Source organism: Xanthomonas sp. WHRI 7064, from assembly GCF_040202355.2.
GTDB classification, from domain to species: domain Bacteria; phylum Pseudomonadota; class Gammaproteobacteria; order Xanthomonadales; family Xanthomonadaceae; genus Xanthomonas; species Xanthomonas arboricola.
Genome location: NZ_CP167821.1, coordinates 1,711,355 through 1,733,499, shown reverse-complemented (window position 1 = coordinate 1,733,499; position 22,145 = coordinate 1,711,355). Strand labels below are relative to the sequence as shown.

Here is a 22,145-nt window from a genome sequence, read left to right as displayed (position 1 = left end):
GGGGGTCTCCGAACGGACTACTAGGTGGGATCGAGGCAGGCGCACAGCGCGTCGCGCAGCGCCTGCCGGGCGGATTCGGGCAACGGGCGGTCGTGCTCGTCGGTGATCTGGAACTGGTCTTCGGCGCGCTCGCCGAAGGTGGCGATGCGCGCATCGTGCACACGCAGGTGTTGCAGGCGCAGCACATTGGCCACATCGGCCAGCAAGCCGGGGCGATCGGGCGCAACCAGACTGATGCGGGTGCGGCGGCCACCGGCGCTCTCGCTGAATTCCACGCGCGGCGCAAAGCGGAAGTGGCGCAGCTGGCGCGGCACCGCACGCCGCGAGGGCCGCACCTTGTGCAGGTCGCCGGCCAGCACCTGGCGCAAGGCCGCGGCCAGGCGCTGCGGGTCGCCATCGGCGGAACTGTCCTGCGGCAGCACCTCGAACACGTCGAAGATCGCATCGTGCGGCGCATCCAGCACGCGGGCACGATGGATGCCATACCCCTTGCGATCCAGCGTGGCGACGATCGCGGAGAACAAACCATCGCGATCGGGCGAATACACGAACACTTCCAGCGCATCGTTGTCCGGCACCGCGCGCCGCGCCTTGACCATGGTCTGGCCAATCTGCACCTCGATCAGCGACACCGCCTGCCAGGCCAGTTGCTCGGGACGGAAGCGCAGGAAGTTTTCATCCGGCATGCCGGCGAACTGGCGGTCGATGGTGGCATCGTCGTGGCCTTGCGCCTGCATCAGCGCGCGAGCGGACTCGCGCGCTTCGCGCAGGCGCTCTTCGCGCGGCGGCGGATGCTCCAGGCCCTCGCGCAGTGCGCGCCGCGCGGCAAAATACAGGTCGGCCAGCAGCCGGTCCTTCCAGGCGTTCCACAGCTTGGGACTGGTGCCGGCAATGTCGGCGCAGGTCAGCAGATACAGGTAATCCAGGCGCTCGCGCGTGCCGACCAGGGTGGCGAAACGGTGGATCACCTCCGGGTCGGAGATGTCCTGCTTCTGCGCGGTGACCGACATGCGCAGATGCTGTTCGACCAGCCAGGCCACCAGCGCGGTATCGCCTTCGCTGAGCCGGTGCGCCTGGCAGAACGCGCGCGCATCCACCGCGCCCAGCTCGGAATGATCGCCGCCGCGGCCCTTGGCGATGTCGTGAAACAGGCCGGCCAGCAACAGCAATTCCGGCTTGCGCAGGCGCGGCCAGACTTCATGGGTGATCGAAAAACGCTCGTCGGCGCGACCGGCGGCAAACAGCGAGATGTTCCGCAGCACCATCAAGGTGTGCTGGTCCACCGTGTAGACATGAAACAGATCGAACTGCATGCGCCCGGACACGCTGGCGAATGCCGGAATCCACTGGCCCAGCACGCCCAGACGCGCCATGCGGTTGAGCGACTCCACCGCCCGCGGGCCGCGCAGCAGCGCCATGAAGCGGTCGCGCGCGGTCGCATCGGCCACGTCGTAGGCCGGCAACTCGCGCAGCACCTCGGCCAGCGCGCGCGCCGTCAGCGAATGCAGCCCGCGTACCTCGCGATGCGCCGCCCACTGCGCAAACAGCGCAAAGACCTGCAGCACATCGCCGGCCGGCCAGTCCTCTGCATCTGCGGCCAGATAGCCGCGGCGCAGACTGAAACCCTCGCCGAGCGGCTCCGGCACCGCCTCGCCGTCGAACTGTTCTTCGAAGCGCTGCAACAAGCGGTCGCTGATACGGCGAATCAACGCAGCGCTGCGGTAGAAGCGCTGCATCATCTTTTCCACGCCCAGGCTTTCCGGGTCGTCGGCAAAGCCCAGCCGCTCGGCAAGCGTCTTCTGGTAATCGAACCCCAGCCGCTCTTCCGGCCGTTTGGCGACCAGATGCAGGCCGAAGCGCAAGCGCGCCAGTTCCTCGCGTTCGCGCCGCAGCGCTACGGCCTCGTCGAAGCCGACATGGCCGAGCCCGACCAGCGCCTCCAGATCCTTGACACCGAATGCGCGTAGCGCCATCCAGCCAAGCGTCTGCAGATCACGCAGACCACCAGGGCCGTCCTTGATGTCCGGCTCCAGATTGTCGGCGGTATCGCCGAAGCGCTGGTGTCGCGCCAGCAGCTCTTCGCGCTTGGCCTGAAAGAATTCGCGCGCCGGCCACACCTGTTGCGGCGAAATCGCTGCCGCCAGCGCGGCACGCGCCTGGCTGCCGGCCACCAGCGGGCGCGACTCGATCAAGGCGGTCAGCACCGTCTGATCGGCGGCCGCAGCGGTGCACTGCGCCGGCGAGCGCACCGCGTGGCTGATCGGCAGGCCCACATCCCACAGCAGGGCGAACAGCCGTGCCAGGGCCTGTTCGTGCTGTTGCTGCACGCCGGTCTCGCCCAGCACTAGCACATCCACATCCGAGCGCGGGAACAGTTCACCGCGCCCATAACCGCCGACGGCATGCAACGACAGCCCGGCATCGGCCGGGATGCAGCGCGTCCACGCATTGCGCATCAATTGATCGACCGCGCGGGCGCGCAAGGCCACCAGGCGTTCGATCGGCTCGCCCTGGTCGAAGCGCTTGCACAGCCGCATGTCCGCATGCACCAGCAGCGGACGGGCCTGCGCGGCCCACTCGGCATCGCCGGCGACACCCGGGTCGGGTCGATCCGCCGGCGTGGCCGTCATACCGGGGCGGGCGCGTTTGGCGACAGCGTCAGCACATCCACGCCGTCTTCGGTCACCGCGACCATGTGTTCCCACTGCGCGGACAACTTGCGGTCCTTGGTCACCACGGTCCAGCCATCGGGCAGCGTCTTATGGTGGTAGGTGCCTTCGTTGATCATCGGCTCGATGGTGAAGGTCATGCCGGGCTTGAGCACCAGGCCTTCGCCGGGACGGCCGTAATGCATCACCTGCGGCTCGTCGTGATAGACCTTGCCGATGCCGTGGCCGCAGTAGTCGCGCACCACGCTGAAGCGCTCGGCTTCGGCAAACTTCTGGATCGCGTGGCCGACATCGCCCAGCGTTGCGCCCGGCTTGACCGCGCGGATGCCGCGCCACATCGCCTCGTAGGTGGTTTCCACCAGCCGCTTGGCCATCACCGACGGCGTGCCGACGTAATACATGCGGCTGGTATCGCCATGCCAGCCGTCCTTGATGACGGTGACATCGATATTGACGATGTCGCCTTCCTTCAGGACTTTGGCCGCGCTCGGGATGCCGTGACAGATCACGTTATTGACCGAGGTGCACACGCTCTTGGGAAAGCCGCGGTAGCCGACGTTGGCAGGAATGGTGCCCTGCACGTTGACGATGTGGTCGTGGCAGATGCGGTCCAGCTCGGCCGTGGTCACGCCCGCCTGCACATACGGCGCCACGACATCGAGCACCTCGGCGGCCAGACGGCCGGCGACGCGCATCAGTTCGATTTCTTCTTTGGTTTTCAGATTGACGCTCATGACAGCGATTATCGCCGATTCGGGCTGAATCTGAACGGCCTGCGCGGGCGTTTTTTCTGCTGGAGGCCATCCGCCGTCAAAACGGACGGGGCAGCAGGAAACTGGCGGCACCGCGTATTCATGTGTGACGCACTACCGCGCGTGTCAAAAAGTCCATGAACGGGGTCATCCGAAAGACATCGCAATTTCGCGAAAACTCTGAGGATAAACAGCGAGATAGCCAAATCATTCAGGGTAATCTTTGGCACAGCTGATGCATTGGAGGCAGGGCGACGAGTCGTCGCGTCACCAATGACCAGACCGGTCAAGGAAATGTCCATGCGTACTGTCCGCCCTGTCCTGCTGTCCCTCGGCCTGCTCTCGACCATTGGCGTTGCCACTGCAGCAGATACCACCACATTCAACGTCAAGATCGCCGTCACCAAGGCTTGCACCATCACCGCCGCCTCCGCGACGGACGTCGACTTCGGCTCGGTGTTGTCCACCTCCACCGCCAATGCCGACGCCAACGGCAGCGTGACCGCGCAGTGCACCGCGCTGACCCCGTACAACATCGCCTTGAGCGCGGGCAGCAATGCCGGCACCGCCAACGACGTCACCACCCGCCGCATGAAGAACACCGATGCGCTGGTCACCACCAACAACTTCATCGCCTACCAGCTGTACCAGGATCTGGGCCGCAGCACGGTATGGGGCAGCACCACCGGCACCAATACGCTGAGCCGCACCGCCACCGGCATCAACCAGGTCTACCCGGTCTACGGCCGCGTGACCAACCCGTCGGCCAACAATCCCGCGACCGGTACCTACCAAGACACCATCACCGCCACGATCGTCTACTGAGCGCGCGCATGCCATTGCACCATCGCCTGTCATACCGGATGCCGGCCTGGCTGGTCACGGCCGGATTGAGCCTGACGCTGGCGCTTGGCAGCGCAGTGCCGCTAAAGCCGGCCCATGCGGCCAGCCTGCAGCTGGCGCCGACCTCGCTGACGCTGAGCGCACAGCAGTCCGCCGACGGGCTCTGGCTGAGCAACAGCGGCAGCGCGCCGGTGCAGGTGCAGACCCGCGCCTATCGCTGGACCCAGCGTGACGGCAAGGATCAGCTCGACCCGACCCAGGAACTGCTGATCAGCCCGCCGATGCGCACGCTGGCCGCCGGCGAGCGCCAGCTGATTCGGGTGATTCGCGCCGGGCCCGCGCCGACCAGCGAGGAAGTCTGCTATCGCATCATCGTCGACGAACTGCCCAACGCCGATGCGGATCGCAAGGGCATGCAGTTCGTGTTGCGCTACTCGGTGCCGATCTTCCTGCTGCCGCCGGGCAAGACCGAATCCACGCCGACCTTGAGCACGCAGGTGATTGCCGGCAGCGACGGCAATGCGCAGATCCAGATCAGCAACACCGGCAATGGGCACGCCCAGGTCGCCGACCTGCAGCATCGGGTCGATGGCACGACCAGGACGGCATTGAACGGGCTGGTGGGTTATGTCCTGCCCGGCCAGACCATGCGCTGGTCGCTGGGTGCACCGCTGGCCCAGTTCGGCCGCGGCACCATCATCGCAAGGATCAATGGTGAGGCGGACGAACGCACCTTGTTGGCCGCGCCAGCAGCGCCGTGATGCGGGCCGGCTGGCGATGACGCTGCTTGCGACCGCCACCTGCCTGGCACATGCCGCCTCCGGCGATCTGGCCGACATGGCGCCGTTGCCCGATCAGGCGCCGCAGAACGTGGCGGCCCTGCCGCAGACGCTGTACCTGGATGTCAGCCTCAACCAGGCCGACCGCGGCCTGGCACCGTTCGAACTGGTGGACGGCCATCTGCGCGGCTCGGTCGACACGCTGCGCAAGCTGGGCTTCCTCCTGGCCGACCGCGCCGCCAGCGAGCTGGTCGACCTGGATCGCCTGCCCGACGTGGAGGTGCGCTACGACGCCGCACTGCAACGGCTTGCGTTGCAAGTACCGCTGGCGCAGCTGTCGCTCTCCACCACGGTACTCAAGGCCGAACAGGTCGCACCGCCCAGCGCCACCGCCTCGCCGGGCATGCTGCTCAATTACGATCTCTATGCCACCCGCAATGCCGGGGCCAGCAGCGTGTCGCTGGCGACCGAAGTGCGCGGTTTCGGCATCGGCCGCGGCATGGTCGACACCACCGCGGTGTTCCTGGCCTACGACCGCCCGCAGGACCAGCGCTGGCGCAGCGAAGCGGTGCGCCTGGACAGCGCCTGGCAGATGGATTTCCCCGACAGCGCCACCAGCCTGACGGTCGGCGACTTCTACAGCGGCTTTGTCGACTGGAGCCGCTCGATCCGCCTGGGCGGGATACAGATCGGCCGCAATTACGCCTTGCAGCCGTACCGCGTGCTCACTCCCACGCCAAGCTTCCTGGGCGAGGCGGTGGTGCCGTCGACGGTGGAGCTCTACGTCGACGGGCTGCGCCAGTACAGCGGCCAGGTGCCGGCCGGCCCGTTCCAGCTGGCCGCGCAACCCGGCATCAGCGGCACCGGGCAGGCGCAGATCGTCGTGACCGATGCGTTCGGCCAGGTGCGCCGGCTGGACTTCGCCTTCTATGGCACGCCGCAACTGCTGGCGCGCGGCATTTCCGAGTGGTCGGCCGGCATCGGCCATCTGCGCCAGGACTACGGCGTGCGCTCGTTTTCCTACGAGTCGCGCACGGTCGCCAGCGCCACCCTGCGCAAGGGCCTGCGCGATGACTTCACCATCGAAGCGCATACCGAGGCCGGCGGCGGCGTGGTCAATGCCGGTGCCGGCGGCGTATGGCTGCTCGGCGCAGGCGGCGTGGTCAACGCCGCCTATGCACATAGCCGGATGGATGCGCTGCGCGGCGGGCAGTACGTGCTGGGGTATGCCTGGAACAACCGCCGCTTCAACTTCACTGTCGGCACCCAGCGCACCCACGGCGACTATCGCGACCTGGGCGCGCTGCAGGGCGCGTTGCCGGCGCGCATCAGCGACCGCGCGGTGTTCGGCGTCAACGTCAATCCGATCGGCTCGCTGGGCACCAGCTATGTGCGGCTGAGCTACCCGCAAGGCGACACCTCGCGGTATGCGAGCCTGTTCTGGTCGCGCAGTTTCGGGCGCAACTGGGCGGCCAATCTGTCCGGCAACCAGAACCTGGACGTGCGCAGCGACCGCAGCCTGTACCTGTCGCTGTCGACCACATTCGGCGAGTTGCGCCAGGCCAGCGCCTCGATGCAGCGCAACGGCAACCGCACCGGATTCGTGGCCGATGTCAGCCAGCCGCTGCCCGGCGACGGCGACCTGGGCGGGATCGGTTGGCGCCTGCAGGGGCGTGCCGGCGACGATGCCAACGGCGGCCTGGCCGAGCTGGGGTGGTTGAACCGCGTCGGCCGCTACAACCTCGGCGTCGCCAACCAGGATGGCGCCAACTTCGGCTATGCCAGCGCCAGCGGCAGCCTGGTGTGGATGAACGGCCGCGGCTTCGCCGCGCGCGATATCCAGGATGCCTTCGCGGTGGTCTCCACCGACGGCCAGCCCGGCATTCCGGTACGGCTGGAGAATCGCCTGATCGGCGTCACCGATGCGCGCGGGATGCTGCTGGTCACCCCGCTGCAGTCGTGGCAGCGCAACCAGCTGTCCATCGACACATTGAACCTGCCGGCGGACCTGCGCGTGGACCGCGTCGATACCGCGGTGACACCGCGCCAGCAGTCCGGGGTGGCGGTGCGCTTCGGCATCACCCGGGTGCGCGCGGCCATGATCGTGCTGCATGACGCCCAGGGCGTGCCGTTGCCGGTCGGCAGCGTGGTGCAACGCGAAGGCAACGCCGAACGCGTGGTGGTCGGCTACGACGGCGAGACCTATCTGGACAACCTGCAGATCGACAACCGCATCCTGGTCGAGCTGCCTGATGGCCGCTGCAGCGCGCGCTTCACCTACCCGGCCAACCCCGGCGGCATTCCGCGGGTCGGCCCGCTGCCCTGCGTCCTGGAGCAGAAAACCCCATGAGCCTGCCCGCACTGTGGCGCCTGGTCGTTGCGTTGGCGATCGCCACGTTGTGGCTTGCACCCGGCCAGGACGCGCGTGCGGACACCACCTGCAGCGTCACCCTCGGCACCCCGCTGGCGTTCGGCAACGTGGCGGCCAACGGCACCACCGATGCGGTGGCAACGCTCAACGTCTCCTGCGCGACCGCCGCGCTCAGCGTGCTCGGCTATGCCCAGGTGAGCCTGTGCCTGGACCTCGGGCCGGGCAGCGCCAGCAACGGGCTGTACGCGCCGCGCCGCATGCTCAACCCCACCAGCGACAGCCTGGACTTCCAGATCTACAGCGAGGCCACGCGGACCCAGGTCTGGGGCGCCACCGGGTCGACAACGCCCTCGCCGCGCCTGCTGACGTTGTCCTACGGCGTTCCGGTGGTCACCGGCGGCTCGCAGACGACCACCGTCACCGTGTACGGGCGGATTCCGGCCAACCAGATCCTGTCGGTCGGCAACCACACCAGCAATTTCGGCGGTGCCGACACCGTGCTGCGCTACTCCTACAACGAGAGTGTCATCGGTGTGCCACCAGCGCCGAGCAGTTGCACGGCCGGCGGCAGCGGCGCCAAGACCGCCAGCAACGCATTCCCGTTCACTGCCTCGGCCAACGTGCCGGCACGCTGCAATACCTACGTCACCACCGACCTGGATTTCGGCAGCATCGCCGGCACCATCGATACCGCCATCGACCGCACCTCCACCATCAGCCTGTCGTGCACCAACCGCACCGCCTGGAACATCGGGCTGGGCGATGGCATCAATGCCACCGGCAGCGTCCGGCGCATGCGCCATGCCAGCAGTACCAACTACATCGCCTATGAGCTGTACCGGGACGCCGGCCGCGGCAACCGCTGGGGCACCAGCATCGGTGTCGATACACTCAGCGGTACCGGCAACGGAGTCGCGCAGACGGTGACCGTGTATGGCCGCGCGCCGGCACCGCAACAGCCCATTGCGGGCGCCTATAACGACACGGTGACCGTCTCCATCACTTACTGACAGTTAATAAAGTTCACATCGGGGGCGTCGCTATTTGTTACGTCTCCAATGCAAACGATTGCCTTCATGACGCTGGTCACTCTGTTGAAGCGCCTGACGCTGGTCGCCCTCGTCTGCACCGCGAGCTCTACCGCGGCGAATGCGGCCACCGCTCGCGGCCCGGAAAACTTCACTTTGCACATCGGCCTGCGCCTGCTCAGCGGCTGCGAGCTGCGCACTGCGCCGCCACGTGCCAGCTGTTCCCGAGGCACGCCGATGGCGATCGCGCCGCCAGCCAGCGGCGCCGATACCCCCGCCGTCACCAGCACCGGGCAGGACGCCAGCGCACTTGCCGGGCCAGCGCCTGCCGGCAGCGCGCCCATCACCACGATCGCGTTCTGACCATGGCCGCGTCTCGCTCCTGTTGCGGCCTGCTGGCGTTGGCGCTGGCCGGCCTGGTCATCGGCGGCAGCGCCGTTGCCGCCGAGATCGCCATCGCCCCAACCACTGCACGCATTCCCGCCGACAGCGACCAGGCCACCGTCTGGCTCTACAACCAGGCGGCACTGCCGTGGCGCGCCGAAGCCAAGCTCTACCGCTGGCGCCAGGACGGCGACCGCGAGCTGCTCGAACCGGCCACCGCCGCCACCGTCAGCCCGGCGCATTTCGAAATTGCTCCGCAAGGCCGGCAACTGCTGCGGGTGATCCGCCTGGGCCCCAGCCCGGTGCAGACCGAAGACAGCTACCGGTTGGTGGTGACCCAGCATGCCGCCGGTAACGACACCGAATTGCTGCGCTATTCCACGCCGGTGTTCGCCCTGCCCAGCCAGCCCGGCGACCCGCACCCAGCGCTGCAGGCCAGCCTGTCCGGCCAGGGCAGCGGCCGCGCACTGAAGGTCCACAACGCCGGGCTCAGTCATGCCAGGCTGGCCGACCTGGCCTACATCGATGCCGGCGGCACCCGCCGCAGCATCCGCGATGATCTGGCCGGCTATGTGCTGCCCGGCCAGACCAGGCAATGGACACTGCCGGCCAACCTGCCCGCCGGCAGTGGCCGCTTCGTGGCACGTATCAATAGCGATATCGAGACGACGTTAGCGTTGGAGCCGTGAGTAGGGAATCGGGAATGGGGATTCGGTACAGCGCATCGCGGTAGCTGATCCTTCGTGGGCTTGTGGACGCTCACGGAGCTAAGCTTGCCCGATTCCCGATTCCCGATTCCCGATTCCCGATTCCCGATTCCCGATTCCCGATTCGCCAATTGCGCGCCCCCGCTCAGCCGGCTATACTCCGCCGGCTGTTTTGCGTCTCTTGCGCATTGCGTCGTTCACGTCGGACGTCATCGACGAATTCACACCTGCTGCCACCATCCGTGCCGGGGTGCCCCGCAAGGGGTTCGTCACGGAGGCGACAGGGAAGCCCAACCCCGGAATCGTTTGTGCGCATCCTTTCGCAAGGGCCCGCACATCCATGTGCGGACTCTTCAAAGTCCAGTCCGCGCACGTAGATTCCGCTACCAGGAGTTACTTCAATGCCCCAAGTCACCATGCGTCAGATGCTGGAAGCCGGCGTCCATTTCGGTCACCAGACCCGCTACTGGAACCCCAAGATGGCGCCGTACATCTTCGGCGCGCGCGGCAAGATCCACATCATCAACCTCGAGAAGACCGTTCCGCTCTTCAATGACGCGATGAACTTCCTCTCCTCGATCGCGCAGAAGCGCGGCACCGTGCTATTCCTGGGCACCAAGCGCAGCGCGCGCGAGTCCATCAAGGAAGAAGCCGAGCGTTGCGGCATGCCGTTCATGACCCAGCGCTGGCTGGGCGGCACGCTGACCAACTTCCGTACCGTCAAGCAGTCGGTTGCCCGCCTGAAGGAACTGGAGTCGGCCGAGACCGACGGCACCTTCGACAAGCTGGTCAAGCACGAAGTGCTGGGCCTGCGTCGCGAGCGCGAGAAGCTGGACGCCTCGCTGGGCGGTATCAAGGAAATGAACCGTCTGCCCGACGCGATCTTCGTGATCGACATCGGCCATGAAGACATCGCCATCAAGGAAGCCAAGAAGCTCGGCATTCCGGTGATCGCGGTGGTCGACACCAACTACGACCCGGCCCTGGTGGATTACGCCATCCCGGGCAACGACGACGCCATCCGTGCCGTGCAGCTGTATGCACGCGCCGCTGCCGACGCCGTGCTGGAAGGCAAGGCTGCTGCGCCGAACTCCGCTTCGGTCCGCGAAGAAGAGTTCTCGGCCGAATCCGCCGACGAAGGCAAGGGCCGTCGCGCTCCGGCCAAGAAGGGCGACAAGAAGGCTGACGCACCGGCCGACGCTGCCGCTCCGGCTGCCGAGTAATCGGCCTGCAATGCGGCCGCACCATGCTGTGCGGCCGCAGCCCCGACGGGTCCAGCGCGGCCCGTCGCCGAGGCCACTGAACATTTCTACGGGGGCGGCCGGCCTGGCTGCGCCGTCTCCTACTGGCGGAACACTCCGCCGCACGCATTCGTCCATATGAGGTAATTCCATGGAAATCACTGCTTCCCTGGTCAAGGAACTGCGCGAGCGCACCGGCGCCGGCATGATGGAGTGCAAGAAGGCACTCGTCGAAAACGCAGGCGACATCGACGCCGCTGCCGAATGGCTGCGCAAGTCGGGTCTGGCCAAGGCCGACAAGAAGGCTGACCGCGTTGCTGCCGAAGGCCGCATCGCCACCGCGCAGGCCGGCGGCAAGGCCGTGCTGGTCGAAGTCAACTCCGAGACCGACTTCGTCGCCAAGGACGAGAACTTCCTGGCCTTCACCGAGACCGTGGCCACCGCCGCGCTGAACTCGGATGCAGCCGATGCCGAAGCGCTCAAGAGCGTCAAGCTCGACAGCGGCGAGACCATCGAGGAGCGTCGCGCCGCGGTCATCGCCAAGGTCGGCGAGAACCTGCAGGTGCGTCGCCTGGTCCGCATCGACAGCGCCAACAACGTTGCAGCCTACGTGCACGGCGGCCGCATCGGCGTGCTGGTCGAGCTGAAGGGTGGCGACATCGAGCTGGCACGCGGCATCGCCATGCACATCGCCGCGATGAACCCGCCGCACGTCAAGGCCTCCGATGTTCCGGCCGAGTTCGTCGCCAAGGAAAAGGAAATCGAACTGGCCAAGATGTCCGAGAAGGACAAGGCCAAGCCGGCCGAGATCCTGGAAAAGATCATCAGCGGCAAGATCAGCAAGATCGTCAACGAAGTCACGCTGTACGGCCAGCCGTACGTGCTGAACACCGACCAGACCGTCGAGCAGGCCGTCAAGGCTGCCGGTGCCGAGGTGGTCGGCTTCCAGCGCCTGGCCGTTGGCGAGGGCATCGAGAAGGTGGTGGAAGACTACGCCGCCGAAGTGATGAAGCAGGCCGGTCTGGCCTGATCCTCGCCACTGTGTAGAGAAAGCCGCGGCCTGCCGCGGCTTTTTTTTTGGGCCCGCCGCTGTCGCGCAGGTCCATCGACGCGCGAAGCTGAAGCGAACGCATCCGCCGGGCACGCAACCGGCCTCAACTCTACAGATGTCGTTGTGGTTGCCGCTACAACTGGATGCCGACCAGGCTTTCCGCGTCCATCACGCACGCGCTGCAGCGCGGCGACGGCAGAGCTTGGCGTGCCCCATTAACGAGCGCAGCGGTATGCTTGCGCCCACCGTCGGCGATGACCCATGCAACCAGATCTACAGGCCGCCCTGCACTACTGCCGCAACCTGCCCTCGCCTCCGGGTGTTGCGCTGCGCGTCATCGAGCTGGCGCAGGACCCCGATGTGGACATGACCACCACGGCCAACCTCATCGGCATGGACATGGCCCTGAGCGCGCGCATGCTGCGGGTTGCCAATTCGCCGCTGTACGCCAGCCGCCGCCGCATCGACAACCTCGGCCAGGCGCTGACCATGCTCGGCCTCAACGCCACCCTGAGCCTGGCGCTGGGGTTTTCGATGGTGCACGGCGTGCGCAGCACCTTCACCGCGCATCCGCTGCATGAGCGCATCTGGCGCCGCGCCGGCCTGTGTGCGCTGGCCAGCCGCATCCTCGGCCAGGCCTACGGCATCCGCAAACCCGAAGAACTCATGCTGGCCGGCCTGTTGCAGGACATCGGCAAGCTCGCCCTGCTGCAGGGCGCGCCCGAGCTATATGCGCCGCTGCTGGAGCAGGCGCCCGACAACGCCGCCCTGCTCGATGCCGAACGCGAGCACCTGGGCGCTAACCATGCCGAAGTCGGCGCCTGGCTCGCGCATCAATGGCAGTTGCCGCCGTACCTGCAGAACGCCATCGCGCAGAGCGAGGAAGAGCCCGCCAGCCTGGAGCCGTTCATGGCCTGCGTCGCGCTGTCCGGACGCCTGGCAGACATCTGGCTGTCGGCCAGTGCCGCGGCCGCCACCGAACACGCGCAGCGCCAGGCGCAGGACGTGCTGGAACTGGATGCCGAACGCTTCGAAAAGGTGATCGAACGCATCGCCGAATCGCTGCCGGAACTGGAGGCCCTGTTCGACATCCGCGTGCCGCAACCCGAGCACATCCAGATGATCTTCGAGCAGGCGCGCGAGCTGGCAATGCTGCGCAGCCTGCGCGAATTGCAGGATGTCGCTGAAGCGCGCCGGCATGCCGACGAATCGGAAAGCCGCATGCGCCATCTGGCCGAACAGGCCAGTCGCGATGCATTGACCGGCGTATTCAATCGCCACCAGCTCGGCACCGCGCTCGCGCACGAGTTCGAGCTGGCATCGCGCCAGAACTGGCCGCTGTCGATCGCCTTCATCGACCTGGACGACTTCAAGCGCGTCAACGATGCGCATGGCCATCTGATCGGCGACGAGGTGCTGCGCAACTTCGCGCAGACGCTGCAGCGCATGGTGCGCACCAGCGACCTGGTGGCCCGCTATGGCGGCGAGGAATTCCTGGTGCTATTGCCCAATACCGCGGCCGACGCGGCGTTGATGGTGGTCGAGCGCATCCTGGCCGAGACCGCACGCACGCCGATGGCGCAACTGCAGGGCGGCCCGTTGCACATCACCTTCTCGGCGGGACTGGCCACCCACGGCGGTGGCGACCGGCAATTCGAGAGCATCGAGCATCTGCTGCAGGCCGCCGACAGCACGCTGTATCGCTCCAAACATCGCGGCCGCAACCGCGTCACCGCCTACGATGCGACCGACATGCCGACGCCGCAGCCCCCGCGCGCGCACTGAGCAACGCGTCACGGCATCGCCAACTACCGAATTTTTACCACGCCCGGTGACAGGCTTCCGCTAGACTTGCCGGCGTTTGCCGATCCCCCACACCGAGGTCTCCCCCATGTCTGAACTTCCCTATCGCCGCATTCTTCTCAAACTTTCCGGGGAGGCGCTGATGGGAGACGGGGATTACGGCATCGATCCCAAGGTCATCAACCGCCTCGCCCATGAAGTGATCGAAGCCCAGCAGGCCGGTGCGCAGGTCGCGCTGGTGATCGGCGGCGGCAACATCTTCCGCGGCGCCGGCCTGGCCGCCAGCGGCATGGACCGCGTCACCGGCGACCACATGGGCATGCTGGCCACCGTGATCAACGCGCTGGCGATGCAGGACGCGCTGGAAAAGCTCGGCGCCAAGGTGCGCGTGATGAGCGCCATCAAGATCAACGATGTCTGCGAAGACTTCATACGCCGCCGCGCGATCCGCCATCTGGAAAAGGGCCGCATCGCGATCTTCGCCGCCGGCACCGGCAACCCGTTCTTCACCACCGACTCGGGCGCGGCGCTGCGCGCGATCGAGATCGGTGCCGACCTGCTGCTCAAGGCAACCAAGGTCGACGGCGTGTACGACAAGGACCCGAAGAAGCACCCCGATGCAGTGCGTTACGACAGCCTGACCTACGACCAGGTCATCCTGCAGGGCCTGGAAGTGATGGACACCGCCGCCTTCGCGCTGGCGCGCGACAGCGACCTGCCGCTGCGTATCTTCGGCATGAGCGAGCCCGGCGTGCTGCTGCGCATCCTGCATGGCGAGCAGATCGGCACGTTGGTGCAGGGTCGGAGCTGAGGCCGGGAATCGGGAATCGGGATTGGGGATTCGTGAAAGCGCAGTGCTGACGCCTGCGTTGATGCTTGCCGGTGGAGCGGCTCCAGCGGAAGCGGCGCCGGCAAGTGAACCGGCTGCGCGGGTCCTGACGACCCGCGAGTCGTGAAACCCCAGTCCCGGCTATAATCTCCGGATTCAGCTCCACACGGATTCCGGCGATGCTCAACCAGATCAAACAAGACGCGCAGACGCGCATGACCAAGAGCATCGATGCTCTGCGCCATTCCCTGACCACCGTGCGCACCGGCCGCGCCTCTCCGGCGCTGCTGGACGGCATCAAGGTCAAGGCCTACGGCACCGACACCCCCCTCAACCAGGTCGCCAGCATCAGCGTCTCCGAAGGCCGCTCGCTGGTCATCAGCCTGTTCGACAAGGGCATGATCAAGGACGTGGAAAAGGCGATCTACGCATCGGATCTGGGCCTGACCCCGACCGTGGTCGGCACCGTGATCCGTCTGAACCTGCCGCCGTTGACCGAGGAGCGCCGCAAGGAGCTCAGCAAGGCCGTGCATGGCGAGGGCGAAGACAGCAAGGTGGCCATCCGCAACATCCGTCGCGATGCCAACCAGCAGGTCAAGGATCTGCTCAAGGACAAGGCGGTCACCGAAGACGAGGCGCGTAGCGCCGAAGACGACATCCAGAAGCTCACCGACAAGGCCATCAAGGATGTGGATGAGGTCGTCAAGGCCAAGGAACAGGAACTGATGACGGTCTGATCGTGGCATCGCCTGCCATGCATCCAGCACCTTCCGCTGCCGCCGTGCCGCGCCACATTGCCATCATCATGGATGGCAACGGGCGTTGGGCGCAGCGTCGGCGGCGTCCGCGCATGATCGGTCATCGCGCCGGCGCGCGCGCGGTCAATCGCACCATCGATTTCTGCCTGGAAAAAGGCGTTTCGGCGCTCACCCTGTTCGCGTTTTCCAGTGAAAACTGGGGCCGCCCGCAGGAGGAAGTCGATGCGCTGATGAAGCTGTTCCTGCATGCGCTCGATCGCGAGGTCGACGAACTGCAGCGGCGCGGCGTGCAGGTGCGCTTCATCGGCGATCGCAGCCGTTTCGCGGCGCCGCTGCGCGAGCGCATGGCCGCCGCCGAACGCACGACCGCCGCCAATGCGCGACTGGTGCTGAGCATCGCCGCCAGCTATGGCGGCCGCCAGGACATTGCGCTGGCCGCGCGGGCATTGGCCGAAGAAGTGGCCGCCGGCCGCCTGCAACCGCAGCAGATCGACGAAGCGCTGCTGGCCAGCCGCGTCGCGCTGGCCGATCTGCCGGCGCCGGACCTGTTCATCCGCACTGGTGGCGACACCCGCATCAGCAATTTTCTGCTGTGGCAGCTGGCTTATACCGAACTGTGGTTCACCGAAACCCTGTGGCCGGAGTTCGATGCCGGCGTGCTGCAGCAGGCACTGGATGACTATGCCGGGCGCGAACGTCGCTTCGGCCTGACCAGCGCCCAGATCGCCGACAAGGCGACGGAGAGTTCCTCCGCATGACCAAGACCCGCGTGATTGCCGCGCTGATCATGGCGCCGCTCGCCATCTGCGCGATCGTGCTGCTGCCCACGCAATGGCTGGCGGCGCTGGCGGCGATCCTGTTCCTGACCGGCCTGTGGGAGTGGCTCAAGCTCTCCGGCATCGACGACAGCCTGCCGCGCACCGTGCTGCTGATGCTCAATCTGCTGCTGATGGTGCTAATGGTGTGGGCCTCGGCCGGCTCCATGGTGCTGTTCCAGATCGCCGCCCTGGTGGGTGTGGTCTGGTGGCTACTGGCATTGCTTTGGCTGCGTTTTTTCACCTTCGGTGCCGATCACGGCAACGGCCAGGCGCGGGCGCTCAAGCTCGCCGCCGGCACGTTGGCGGTCCTGCCGGCCTGGGCCGCGCTGGTGCTGCTGCATGCCAACCCGGACAAGGGCAACCTGTGGCTGCTGACCGCGCTGACCATGGTGTGGGCGGCCGATTCGGGCGCCTATTTCGCCGGCCGCGCATTCGGCAAGCACAAGCTAGCGCCGCGGGTCAGCCCCAACAAGACCATCGAAGGCCTGCTCGGCGGCATGGTCGCCGGCATCGTGGTCGCCTGCGCATTCGGCTGGCTGGCCGGGCTGACCCTGGCGCATGTGCCGCAGTTGGTGCTGGTCTCGGCGGTGGCAGTGCTGGCCTCGGTGCTGGGCGATCTGTTCGAGAGCCTGCTCAAGCGCCATGCCGGCGCCAAGGACTCGGGCGCAGTGATTCCGGGCCATGGCGGCGTGCTGGATCGTATCGACGGCGTGCTCGCCGCCCTGCCGGTGTTCGCACTCGGCAAGGAAATTCTCGGATTCTAGGCATGGCTGGCTCCCCTCTCCGTCAGGTCGCCGTGTTCGGCGCCACCGGCTCGATCGGTGCGTCGGCACTGGATGTGATCGCCCGTCATCCGCAGCGGCTGCGCGCCAGCGTGCTGTCGGCCGGCAACAAGGTCGACGAGCTGCTGGCGCTCTGCGTCACCCATCGCCCTGCGCATGCGGTGATCGCCGACCCATCCCTGTATCCGGCGCTGCGCGACGGTTTGCGCGCGGCCGGATTGGCCACCCAGGCGCATGCCGGTTCCGACGCCCTGGACGCGCTGGCCGCCAGCGATGCCTGCGACACCGTGGTCGCGGCGATCGTGGGAGCGGCCGGCCTGCCCTCCACGCTGGCCGCGGCCCGCGCCGGCAAGCGCCTGCTGCTGGCCAACAAGGAATCGCTGGTGCTGGCCGGCGAGCTGCTGACCCGCACCGCAGCGGCGGCCGGCGCCGAGATCATCCCGATCGACAGCGAACACAGCGCCATCTTCCAGTGCCTGCGTTCCTGCGACGCCAGTCGCGGTGTGCGCCGGGTGATCCTGACCGCGTCCGGCGGGCCGTTCCGCGGCTGGGACCGCGCCGCGCTGGGCGCCGTCACGCCCGCGCAGGCGGTCGCCCATCCCAAATGGTCGATGGGGCCGAAGATCTCGGTGGATTCGGCGACGCTGATGAACAAGGGCCTGGAAGTGATCGAAGCCCATCACCTGTTCGGCCTGCCCGGTGCGCAGATCGATGTGCTGGTGCATCCGCAGAGCCTGGTGCACTCGCTGGTGGAATTCGTCGACGGTTCCACCCTGGCCCAGCTTGGCCTGCCGGACATGCGCACCACGCTGGCGGTCGGCCTGGCATGGCCGGAACGGGTCGAGTCGGGGGTTGCCGGGCTGGACCTGCTGACCCAGGGGCGGCTGGATTTCGAGGCGCCGGACACCGCCGCATTCCCGTGCCTGCGCCTGGCCTGGGAGGCGCTGGAGGCCGGCGGAACCGCGCCGGCGATCCTGAACGCGGCCAATGAAGTGGCTGTTTCAGCGTTTCTTCAGGGCCAGGTGGGTTTCCTAGCTATTCCCGCGTTGGTCGAACACACACTGACAACGCTCCCACGGCACAATGCCGACTCCCTCGACACCCTGCTTTCTGCCGATGCGCAAGCGCGGCAGATCACCGAACGCGCCCTCGCCCATCACAGCCTTCATGCCTGATCGATTTACGCAGACGAGTTGCATCCATGGGTGATTTCATCGGTTCGGTCTGGTGGATGATCGTCAGCCTGGGCGTGTTGGTGACCTTCCACGAATTCGGCCACTTCTGGGTCGCGCGCCGCTGCGGCGTCAAGGTGCTGCGGTTTTCGGTGGGCTTCGGCAAACCGTTGTGGATGCGCCGCGACCGTCACGGCACCGAGTTCGCGGTGGCGGCCATCCCGCTCGGTGGCTACGTCAGGATGCTCGACGAGCGCGAAGGCGACGTGCATCCGGCCGAGCAGGACCAGGCCTTCAACCGCAAGACGGTGTGGCAGCGCATCGCCATCGTGGCTGCCGGCCCGATCGCCAACCTGCTGCTGTGCATGGCGATGCTGTGGGCGATGTTCGTGGTCGGCAAACAGGATTACTCGGCCACCGTCGGCCGTGCCGATGGCCTGGCCGCCGAAGCCGGCCTGAGCCCGGGCGAGCGCATCGTGCGCATCGATGGGCGCGATGTCAGCAGCTGGAGCGATGCCAGCATGCAGCTCACCACCGCAGCCATGGACAAGCGCGATATCCGCGTGCTGACCGCCACCGACGGCGCCGGCAACCGCGAGCACACGCTGCGGCTGTCGCAGCTGCCGGCCGGCTTTGACGAGCGCCGCGTGGCCTCGCTGGCCGGCATCGGCTGGCAGTTCATGCTGCAGCCGCCAGTGGTGGGCCAGGTGGTCGCCGGCTCCGCGGCGCAGGGGCTGCTGCAGCCGGGCGACCGCATCGTGGCCATCGACGGCCAACCGATCCGCTCGGCCGACGAGATTCCCGCCCAGCTGCAGGCACTGGGCGCGCAGGGCGGTACCGGCATGATCGAGGTCGCGCGCGGCGAAGACCGGCTGGCGCTGGAAATCGCCCCGCGCCGGTCGCCGCAGGGACAGTGGCTGCTGGGCGTGGGGTTTGCGGCAGCGCAGGCGCCGGCCTACGACAGCCGCCAGCAGTACGGCGTGTTCGCCGCGGTGCCGGCGGCGATCCGTGAAACCGGCCGGATGACCGCCGATTCGCTGGGCATGATGAAGCGCATGCTGACCGGCCAGGCCTCGGTCAAGAACATCTCCGGGCCGGTCACGATCGCGCGCGCGGCCAACGCCTCGGCCGAACGCGGGCTCGACTGGTTCCTGTATTTCCTCGGATTGCTGTCGCTCAGCCTGGCGATCATCAACCTGATGCCGATCCCGATCTTGGACGGTGGGCATCTGCTGTATTACCTTATCGAGTTGGTCAAGGGCAGCCCGATCAGCGAACGGGCCATGATTGCCGGGCAATACGTCGGCCTGGCGGTCCTGGCCGGGCTGATGGGACTGGCGTTCTACAACGACATCCTCGGCCTGGTTCCACGATGAAGCTGCTCCACTCTTTCCGCCTGTTGTCGTCGTCATACGTCGGCATCCAGCAACACCCGAAATCGACTCCAACCGGATGTGACATGACGCGTCTTCCCACTCGCCGCCTGCTTGCCCTCGCTCTTGCCGCCGGCCTCAGCCTGCCAGTCGTTGCCCTGGCCGCAGAGCCGTTCGTTGCCAGCGACATCCGCGTCGACGGCCTGCAGCGCATCGCCTCCGGCACCGTGTTCACCTATCTGCCGGTGAACCGCGGCGACACCGTGGACGATGCCAAGGTCGCCGACTCGATCCGTGCGCTGTACCGCACCGGCTTCTTCGAGGACGTGCAGCTGGATCGCCAGGGCAACATCCTGGTGATCACCGTGAAGGAACGTCCGGCGATCAACAAGCTCACCGTGACCGGCAACAAGGACATCAAGTCCGAGGAACTGCTCAAGGGCCTGGGCGACATCGGCCTGACCGAAGGCGGCACCTTCGATCGCCTGAGCCTGGACCGCGTGACCCAGGAACTGACCCGCCAGTACAACAACCGCGGCAAGTACAACGTCGAGATCACCCCGACGGTGAGCCCGCTGGACCGTAACCGCGTGGATGTGGCGATCGCGATCAAGGAAGGCAAGGCGGCCAAGATCCGCCACGTCAACCTGATCGGCACCGAGAAGTTCGCCAACGAGGACATCCTGGAGAACTGGGAATCCAAGGAGCACAACTGGGCCTCGTGGTACCGCCGCGACGACCAGTACTCCAAGGAAAAGATGTCCGGCGACCTGGAGAAGCTCAACTCCTGGTACCTGGACCGCGGCTACGTGGACTTCAGCATCGACTCCACCCAGGTGTCGATCAGCCCCGACAAGCGCGACATGTTCGTCAGCGCCGGCGTCACCGAGGGCGAGCAGTACAAGATTTCCGAGATCAAGGTCACCGGCGACACCGTGCTGCCGCAGGCCGACATCGAGCGCCTGGTCATCCCCAAGGCCGGCGACATCTTCTCGCGTGCGCTGCTGGAGTACACCTCCGATGCGATCACCAACACGCTGAGCAACGTCGGTTACGCGTTCGCCAAGGTCAATCCGCTGCCGACCCCGAACCGCGAGGACCGCACCGTTGCGGTGAACCTGCAGGTGGTGCCGGGCCCGCGCGTGACCGTGCGTCGCATCCTGTACAAGGGCAATAGCCGCACCTCCGATGAGGTGTTGCGCCGCGAAATGCGCCAGTTCGAAAACACCTGGTACTCGCAGGCGGCGATCGACCGTTCCAAGATCCGTCTGCAGCGCCTGGGCTACTTCGAGAGCGTGGACGTGGAAACGCCGGCCGTGCCGGGCAGCAACGACCAGGTCGACGTGGTCTACAACGTCAAGGAAACCACCTCCGGCAGCTTCGTGTTCGGCCTCGGCTACTCGCAGAGCTTCGGTGTGACCACCTCGGTGCAGTTGTCGCAGAACAACTTCCTGGGCGGCGGCAACCGGGTGGCGGTGGAAGCCTCGCGCAGCAGCTACCAGCAGCGCTACGCGTTCTCCTACACCAACCCGTTCTTTACCGACGACGGCGTGTCGCTGGGCTACAACCTGTCGTGGCGCTCGCTGGACTACTCGGACTTCAACACCGCGCAGTACAACAGCAAGAATGGCTCGGCACAGGTGGTGTTCGGCGTGCCGATCACCGAGAACGACACCGTCTCGGCGATGGTCGGCATCGACAGCAACCAGATCAATACGTTCCAGGGCCAGACCCCACAGGCGATCATCGACTACATCGATGCGGTCGGTACACGCACCTTCCATGCCTGGCGCACCGAGCTGGGCTGGGCACGCGACACCCGCAACGACTTCTTCATGCCGACCCGCGGCATGTACCAGCGCGTCGGCCTGGAGACCACCCTGCCCGGCTCCACGGTCGAGTACTACAAGCTCAACTACCAGATCTCCAACTACTGGCCGATCATCCCGGCAATCGTGTTGAACACGCGCTTCGAGCTGGGTTATGGCGACAGCTACGGCAACGACAGCTCGCGCGTGCTGACCAACCCGGACGGGTCGACGCGCACGGTCACCGCCACCGGCCTGCCGTTCTACGAGAACTTCTACGCTGGCGGTACCAACTCGGTGCGCGGCTTCGAAGACAACACGCTGGGTCCGCGTTCGGAACGGACGGTGAACTATTCGCGCGGCCAGCCGCTGGGTGGTTCGTTCAAGACCGTCGGTTCGGTGGAAATGTATTTCCCCAAGCTGTTCGACAGCCCGTCGGCACGCGTATCGGCGTTCTTCGACTTCGGTAACGTCTACGACGGCGTGGACAACTTCAAGGCCAACGAGCTGCGTGCGTCCACCGGCGTGGCACTGTTGTGGCGCGCACCGGTCGGCCCCATCTCGATCAGCTACGCGTTCCCGCTGAAGAAGGAAGACAACGACGAGATCGAACGTCTGCAGTTCACCTTCGGCGGCCAGTTCTAACAGCCAAAGCCAACAAAAAAGGCGGCCCGCGTGTGCGGGCCGCCCGTGTGTCGCCGGTGGGATGTCGGCCGGTCAGAACCAGCTGTCGAACCAGGTGGAAACGGTGTTGGACAGGCAGCTGGCGATTTCGCCGGCAGGCAGGCTGAGACACTGCAGTTGCTGCTGACCAGTGGCCTTGCCCTGCTCGATATCGAAGGTCTGGGCCGATGCACTCGCGACCGCGCCCATCATGACCAGACCACCAAGGATGGAAAGAACGGTTTTCATATGCTTGCTCCTGGATTCGCCGCTTGATTGCGACAGGACCCTAGATACGCAGGCTTTGTTGGGAA

At 66.5% G+C, this 22,145-nt stretch carries 19 protein-coding genes; 16 read left to right on the top strand and 3 right to left on the bottom strand.

Features of this window, described 5'->3' with window-relative positions; genetic code table 11:
* Positions 1–20: 20 nt before the first annotated feature.
* Together ABQY74_RS07495 and map are read right to left on the bottom strand one after the other, a co-directional pair.
* Positions 21–2,630 (bottom strand): [protein-PII] uridylyltransferase, encoded by a 2,610-nt coding sequence (locus tag ABQY74_RS07495; protein ID WP_065050105.1) that lies wholly within the window; start codon positions 2,628–2,630, stop codon positions 21–23.
* Positions 2,627–3,403 carry a type I methionyl aminopeptidase gene (gene map / locus ABQY74_RS07490; protein WP_349793803.1) on the bottom strand — a complete coding sequence of 259 codons (777 nt, stop codon included), beginning with the start codon at positions 3,401–3,403 and terminating at the stop codon, positions 2,627–2,629. Before map ends, ABQY74_RS07495 begins: the two co-directional genes overlap by 4 nt.
* Positions 3,404–3,694: 291 nt before the next feature.
* Between map and ABQY74_RS07485 the strand changes: the two genes are divergently transcribed.
* From ABQY74_RS07485 to bamA, 16 genes are all read left to right on the top strand, one after another.
* Positions 3,695–4,246: a spore coat U domain-containing protein gene (locus tag ABQY74_RS07485; RefSeq protein WP_102254495.1), complete on the top strand. Its 552-nt coding sequence runs from the start codon at positions 3,695–3,697 to the stop codon at positions 4,244–4,246.
* A gap of 8 nt (positions 4,247–4,254) precedes the next feature.
* A complete protein-coding gene (locus ABQY74_RS07480; RefSeq protein WP_349793805.1) occupies positions 4,255–5,025 on the top strand; it encodes a molecular chaperone in 771 nt (256 codons plus the stop codon).
* 16 nt (positions 5,026–5,041) lie between these two features.
* Complete coding sequence (locus ABQY74_RS07475; RefSeq protein ID WP_349793807.1) at positions 5,042–7,393, top strand: fimbria/pilus outer membrane usher protein; 2,352 nt, start codon at positions 5,042–5,044, stop codon at positions 7,391–7,393.
* Entirely contained in the window at positions 7,390–8,424 is a 1,035-nt protein-coding gene (locus ABQY74_RS07470) for a spore coat U domain-containing protein (RefSeq protein ID WP_349793809.1), read from the top strand. Before ABQY74_RS07475 ends, ABQY74_RS07470 begins: the two co-directional genes overlap by 4 nt.
* A gap of 48 nt (positions 8,425–8,472) precedes the next feature.
* Complete coding sequence (locus tag ABQY74_RS07465) at positions 8,473–8,805, top strand: hypothetical protein (RefSeq protein ID WP_349793811.1); 333 nt, start codon at positions 8,473–8,475, stop codon at positions 8,803–8,805.
* 2 nt (positions 8,806–8,807) lie between these two features.
* On the top strand, positions 8,808–9,515 hold the full coding sequence (locus ABQY74_RS07460) for a fimbria/pilus periplasmic chaperone (RefSeq protein ID WP_349793813.1): 708 nt from the start codon (positions 8,808–8,810) through the stop codon (positions 9,513–9,515).
* Between the two features lie 419 nt (positions 9,516–9,934).
* On the top strand, positions 9,935–10,756 hold the full coding sequence (rpsB, locus tag ABQY74_RS07455) for a 30S ribosomal protein S2 (RefSeq protein ID WP_026064294.1): 822 nt from the start codon (positions 9,935–9,937) through the stop codon (positions 10,754–10,756).
* Positions 10,757–10,925: 169 nt separating this feature from the next.
* Positions 10,926–11,804: a translation elongation factor Ts gene (gene tsf / locus ABQY74_RS07450; protein WP_016902389.1), complete on the top strand. Its 879-nt coding sequence runs from the start codon at positions 10,926–10,928 to the stop codon at positions 11,802–11,804.
* A gap of 282 nt (positions 11,805–12,086) precedes the next feature.
* Positions 12,087–13,610, top strand: a complete 1,524-nt coding sequence (locus tag ABQY74_RS07445; RefSeq protein WP_349793815.1) for a GGDEF domain-containing protein — start codon at positions 12,087–12,089, stop codon at positions 13,608–13,610.
* 106 nt (positions 13,611–13,716) lie between these two features.
* On the top strand, positions 13,717–14,439 hold the full coding sequence (pyrH, locus tag ABQY74_RS07440) for a UMP kinase (protein WP_039520304.1): 723 nt from the start codon (positions 13,717–13,719) through the stop codon (positions 14,437–14,439).
* Positions 14,440–14,636: 197 nt separating this feature from the next.
* Positions 14,637–15,194, top strand: a complete 558-nt coding sequence (gene frr / locus ABQY74_RS07435) for a ribosome recycling factor (RefSeq protein WP_016902392.1) — start codon at positions 14,637–14,639, stop codon at positions 15,192–15,194.
* A 17-nt stretch (positions 15,195–15,211) separates the two neighbouring features.
* The gene (gene uppS / locus ABQY74_RS07430; RefSeq protein ID WP_039528262.1) at positions 15,212–15,973 is read left to right on the top strand and encodes a polyprenyl diphosphate synthase; all 762 of its coding nucleotides are present in this window, start codon (positions 15,212–15,214) and stop codon (positions 15,971–15,973) included.
* A complete protein-coding gene (locus ABQY74_RS07425; protein ID WP_016902394.1) occupies positions 15,970–16,797 on the top strand; it encodes a phosphatidate cytidylyltransferase in 828 nt (275 codons plus the stop codon). The genes uppS and ABQY74_RS07425 overlap by 4 nt, the downstream gene beginning before the upstream one ends.
* A gap of 2 nt (positions 16,798–16,799) precedes the next feature.
* Entirely contained in the window at positions 16,800–17,990 is a 1,191-nt protein-coding gene (locus ABQY74_RS07420; RefSeq protein WP_349793818.1) for a 1-deoxy-D-xylulose-5-phosphate reductoisomerase, read from the top strand.
* Between the two features lie 26 nt (positions 17,991–18,016).
* Positions 18,017–19,363, top strand: coding sequence for an RIP metalloprotease RseP (gene rseP / locus ABQY74_RS07415; protein ID WP_349793820.1), 1,347 nt, complete (start codon positions 18,017–18,019; stop codon positions 19,361–19,363).
* Positions 19,364–19,446: 83 nt separating this feature from the next.
* Positions 19,447–21,813: an outer membrane protein assembly factor BamA gene (gene bamA, locus ABQY74_RS07410; protein ID WP_161961410.1), complete on the top strand. Its 2,367-nt coding sequence runs from the start codon at positions 19,447–19,449 to the stop codon at positions 21,811–21,813.
* Positions 21,814–21,885: 72 nt separating this feature from the next.
* Here the strand turns inward: bamA and ABQY74_RS07405 are convergent, their stop codons facing one another.
* Positions 21,886–22,080: a hypothetical protein gene (locus ABQY74_RS07405; protein WP_047125678.1), complete on the bottom strand. Its 195-nt coding sequence runs from the start codon at positions 22,078–22,080 to the stop codon at positions 21,886–21,888.
* Positions 22,081–22,145 lie beyond the last annotated feature (65 nt).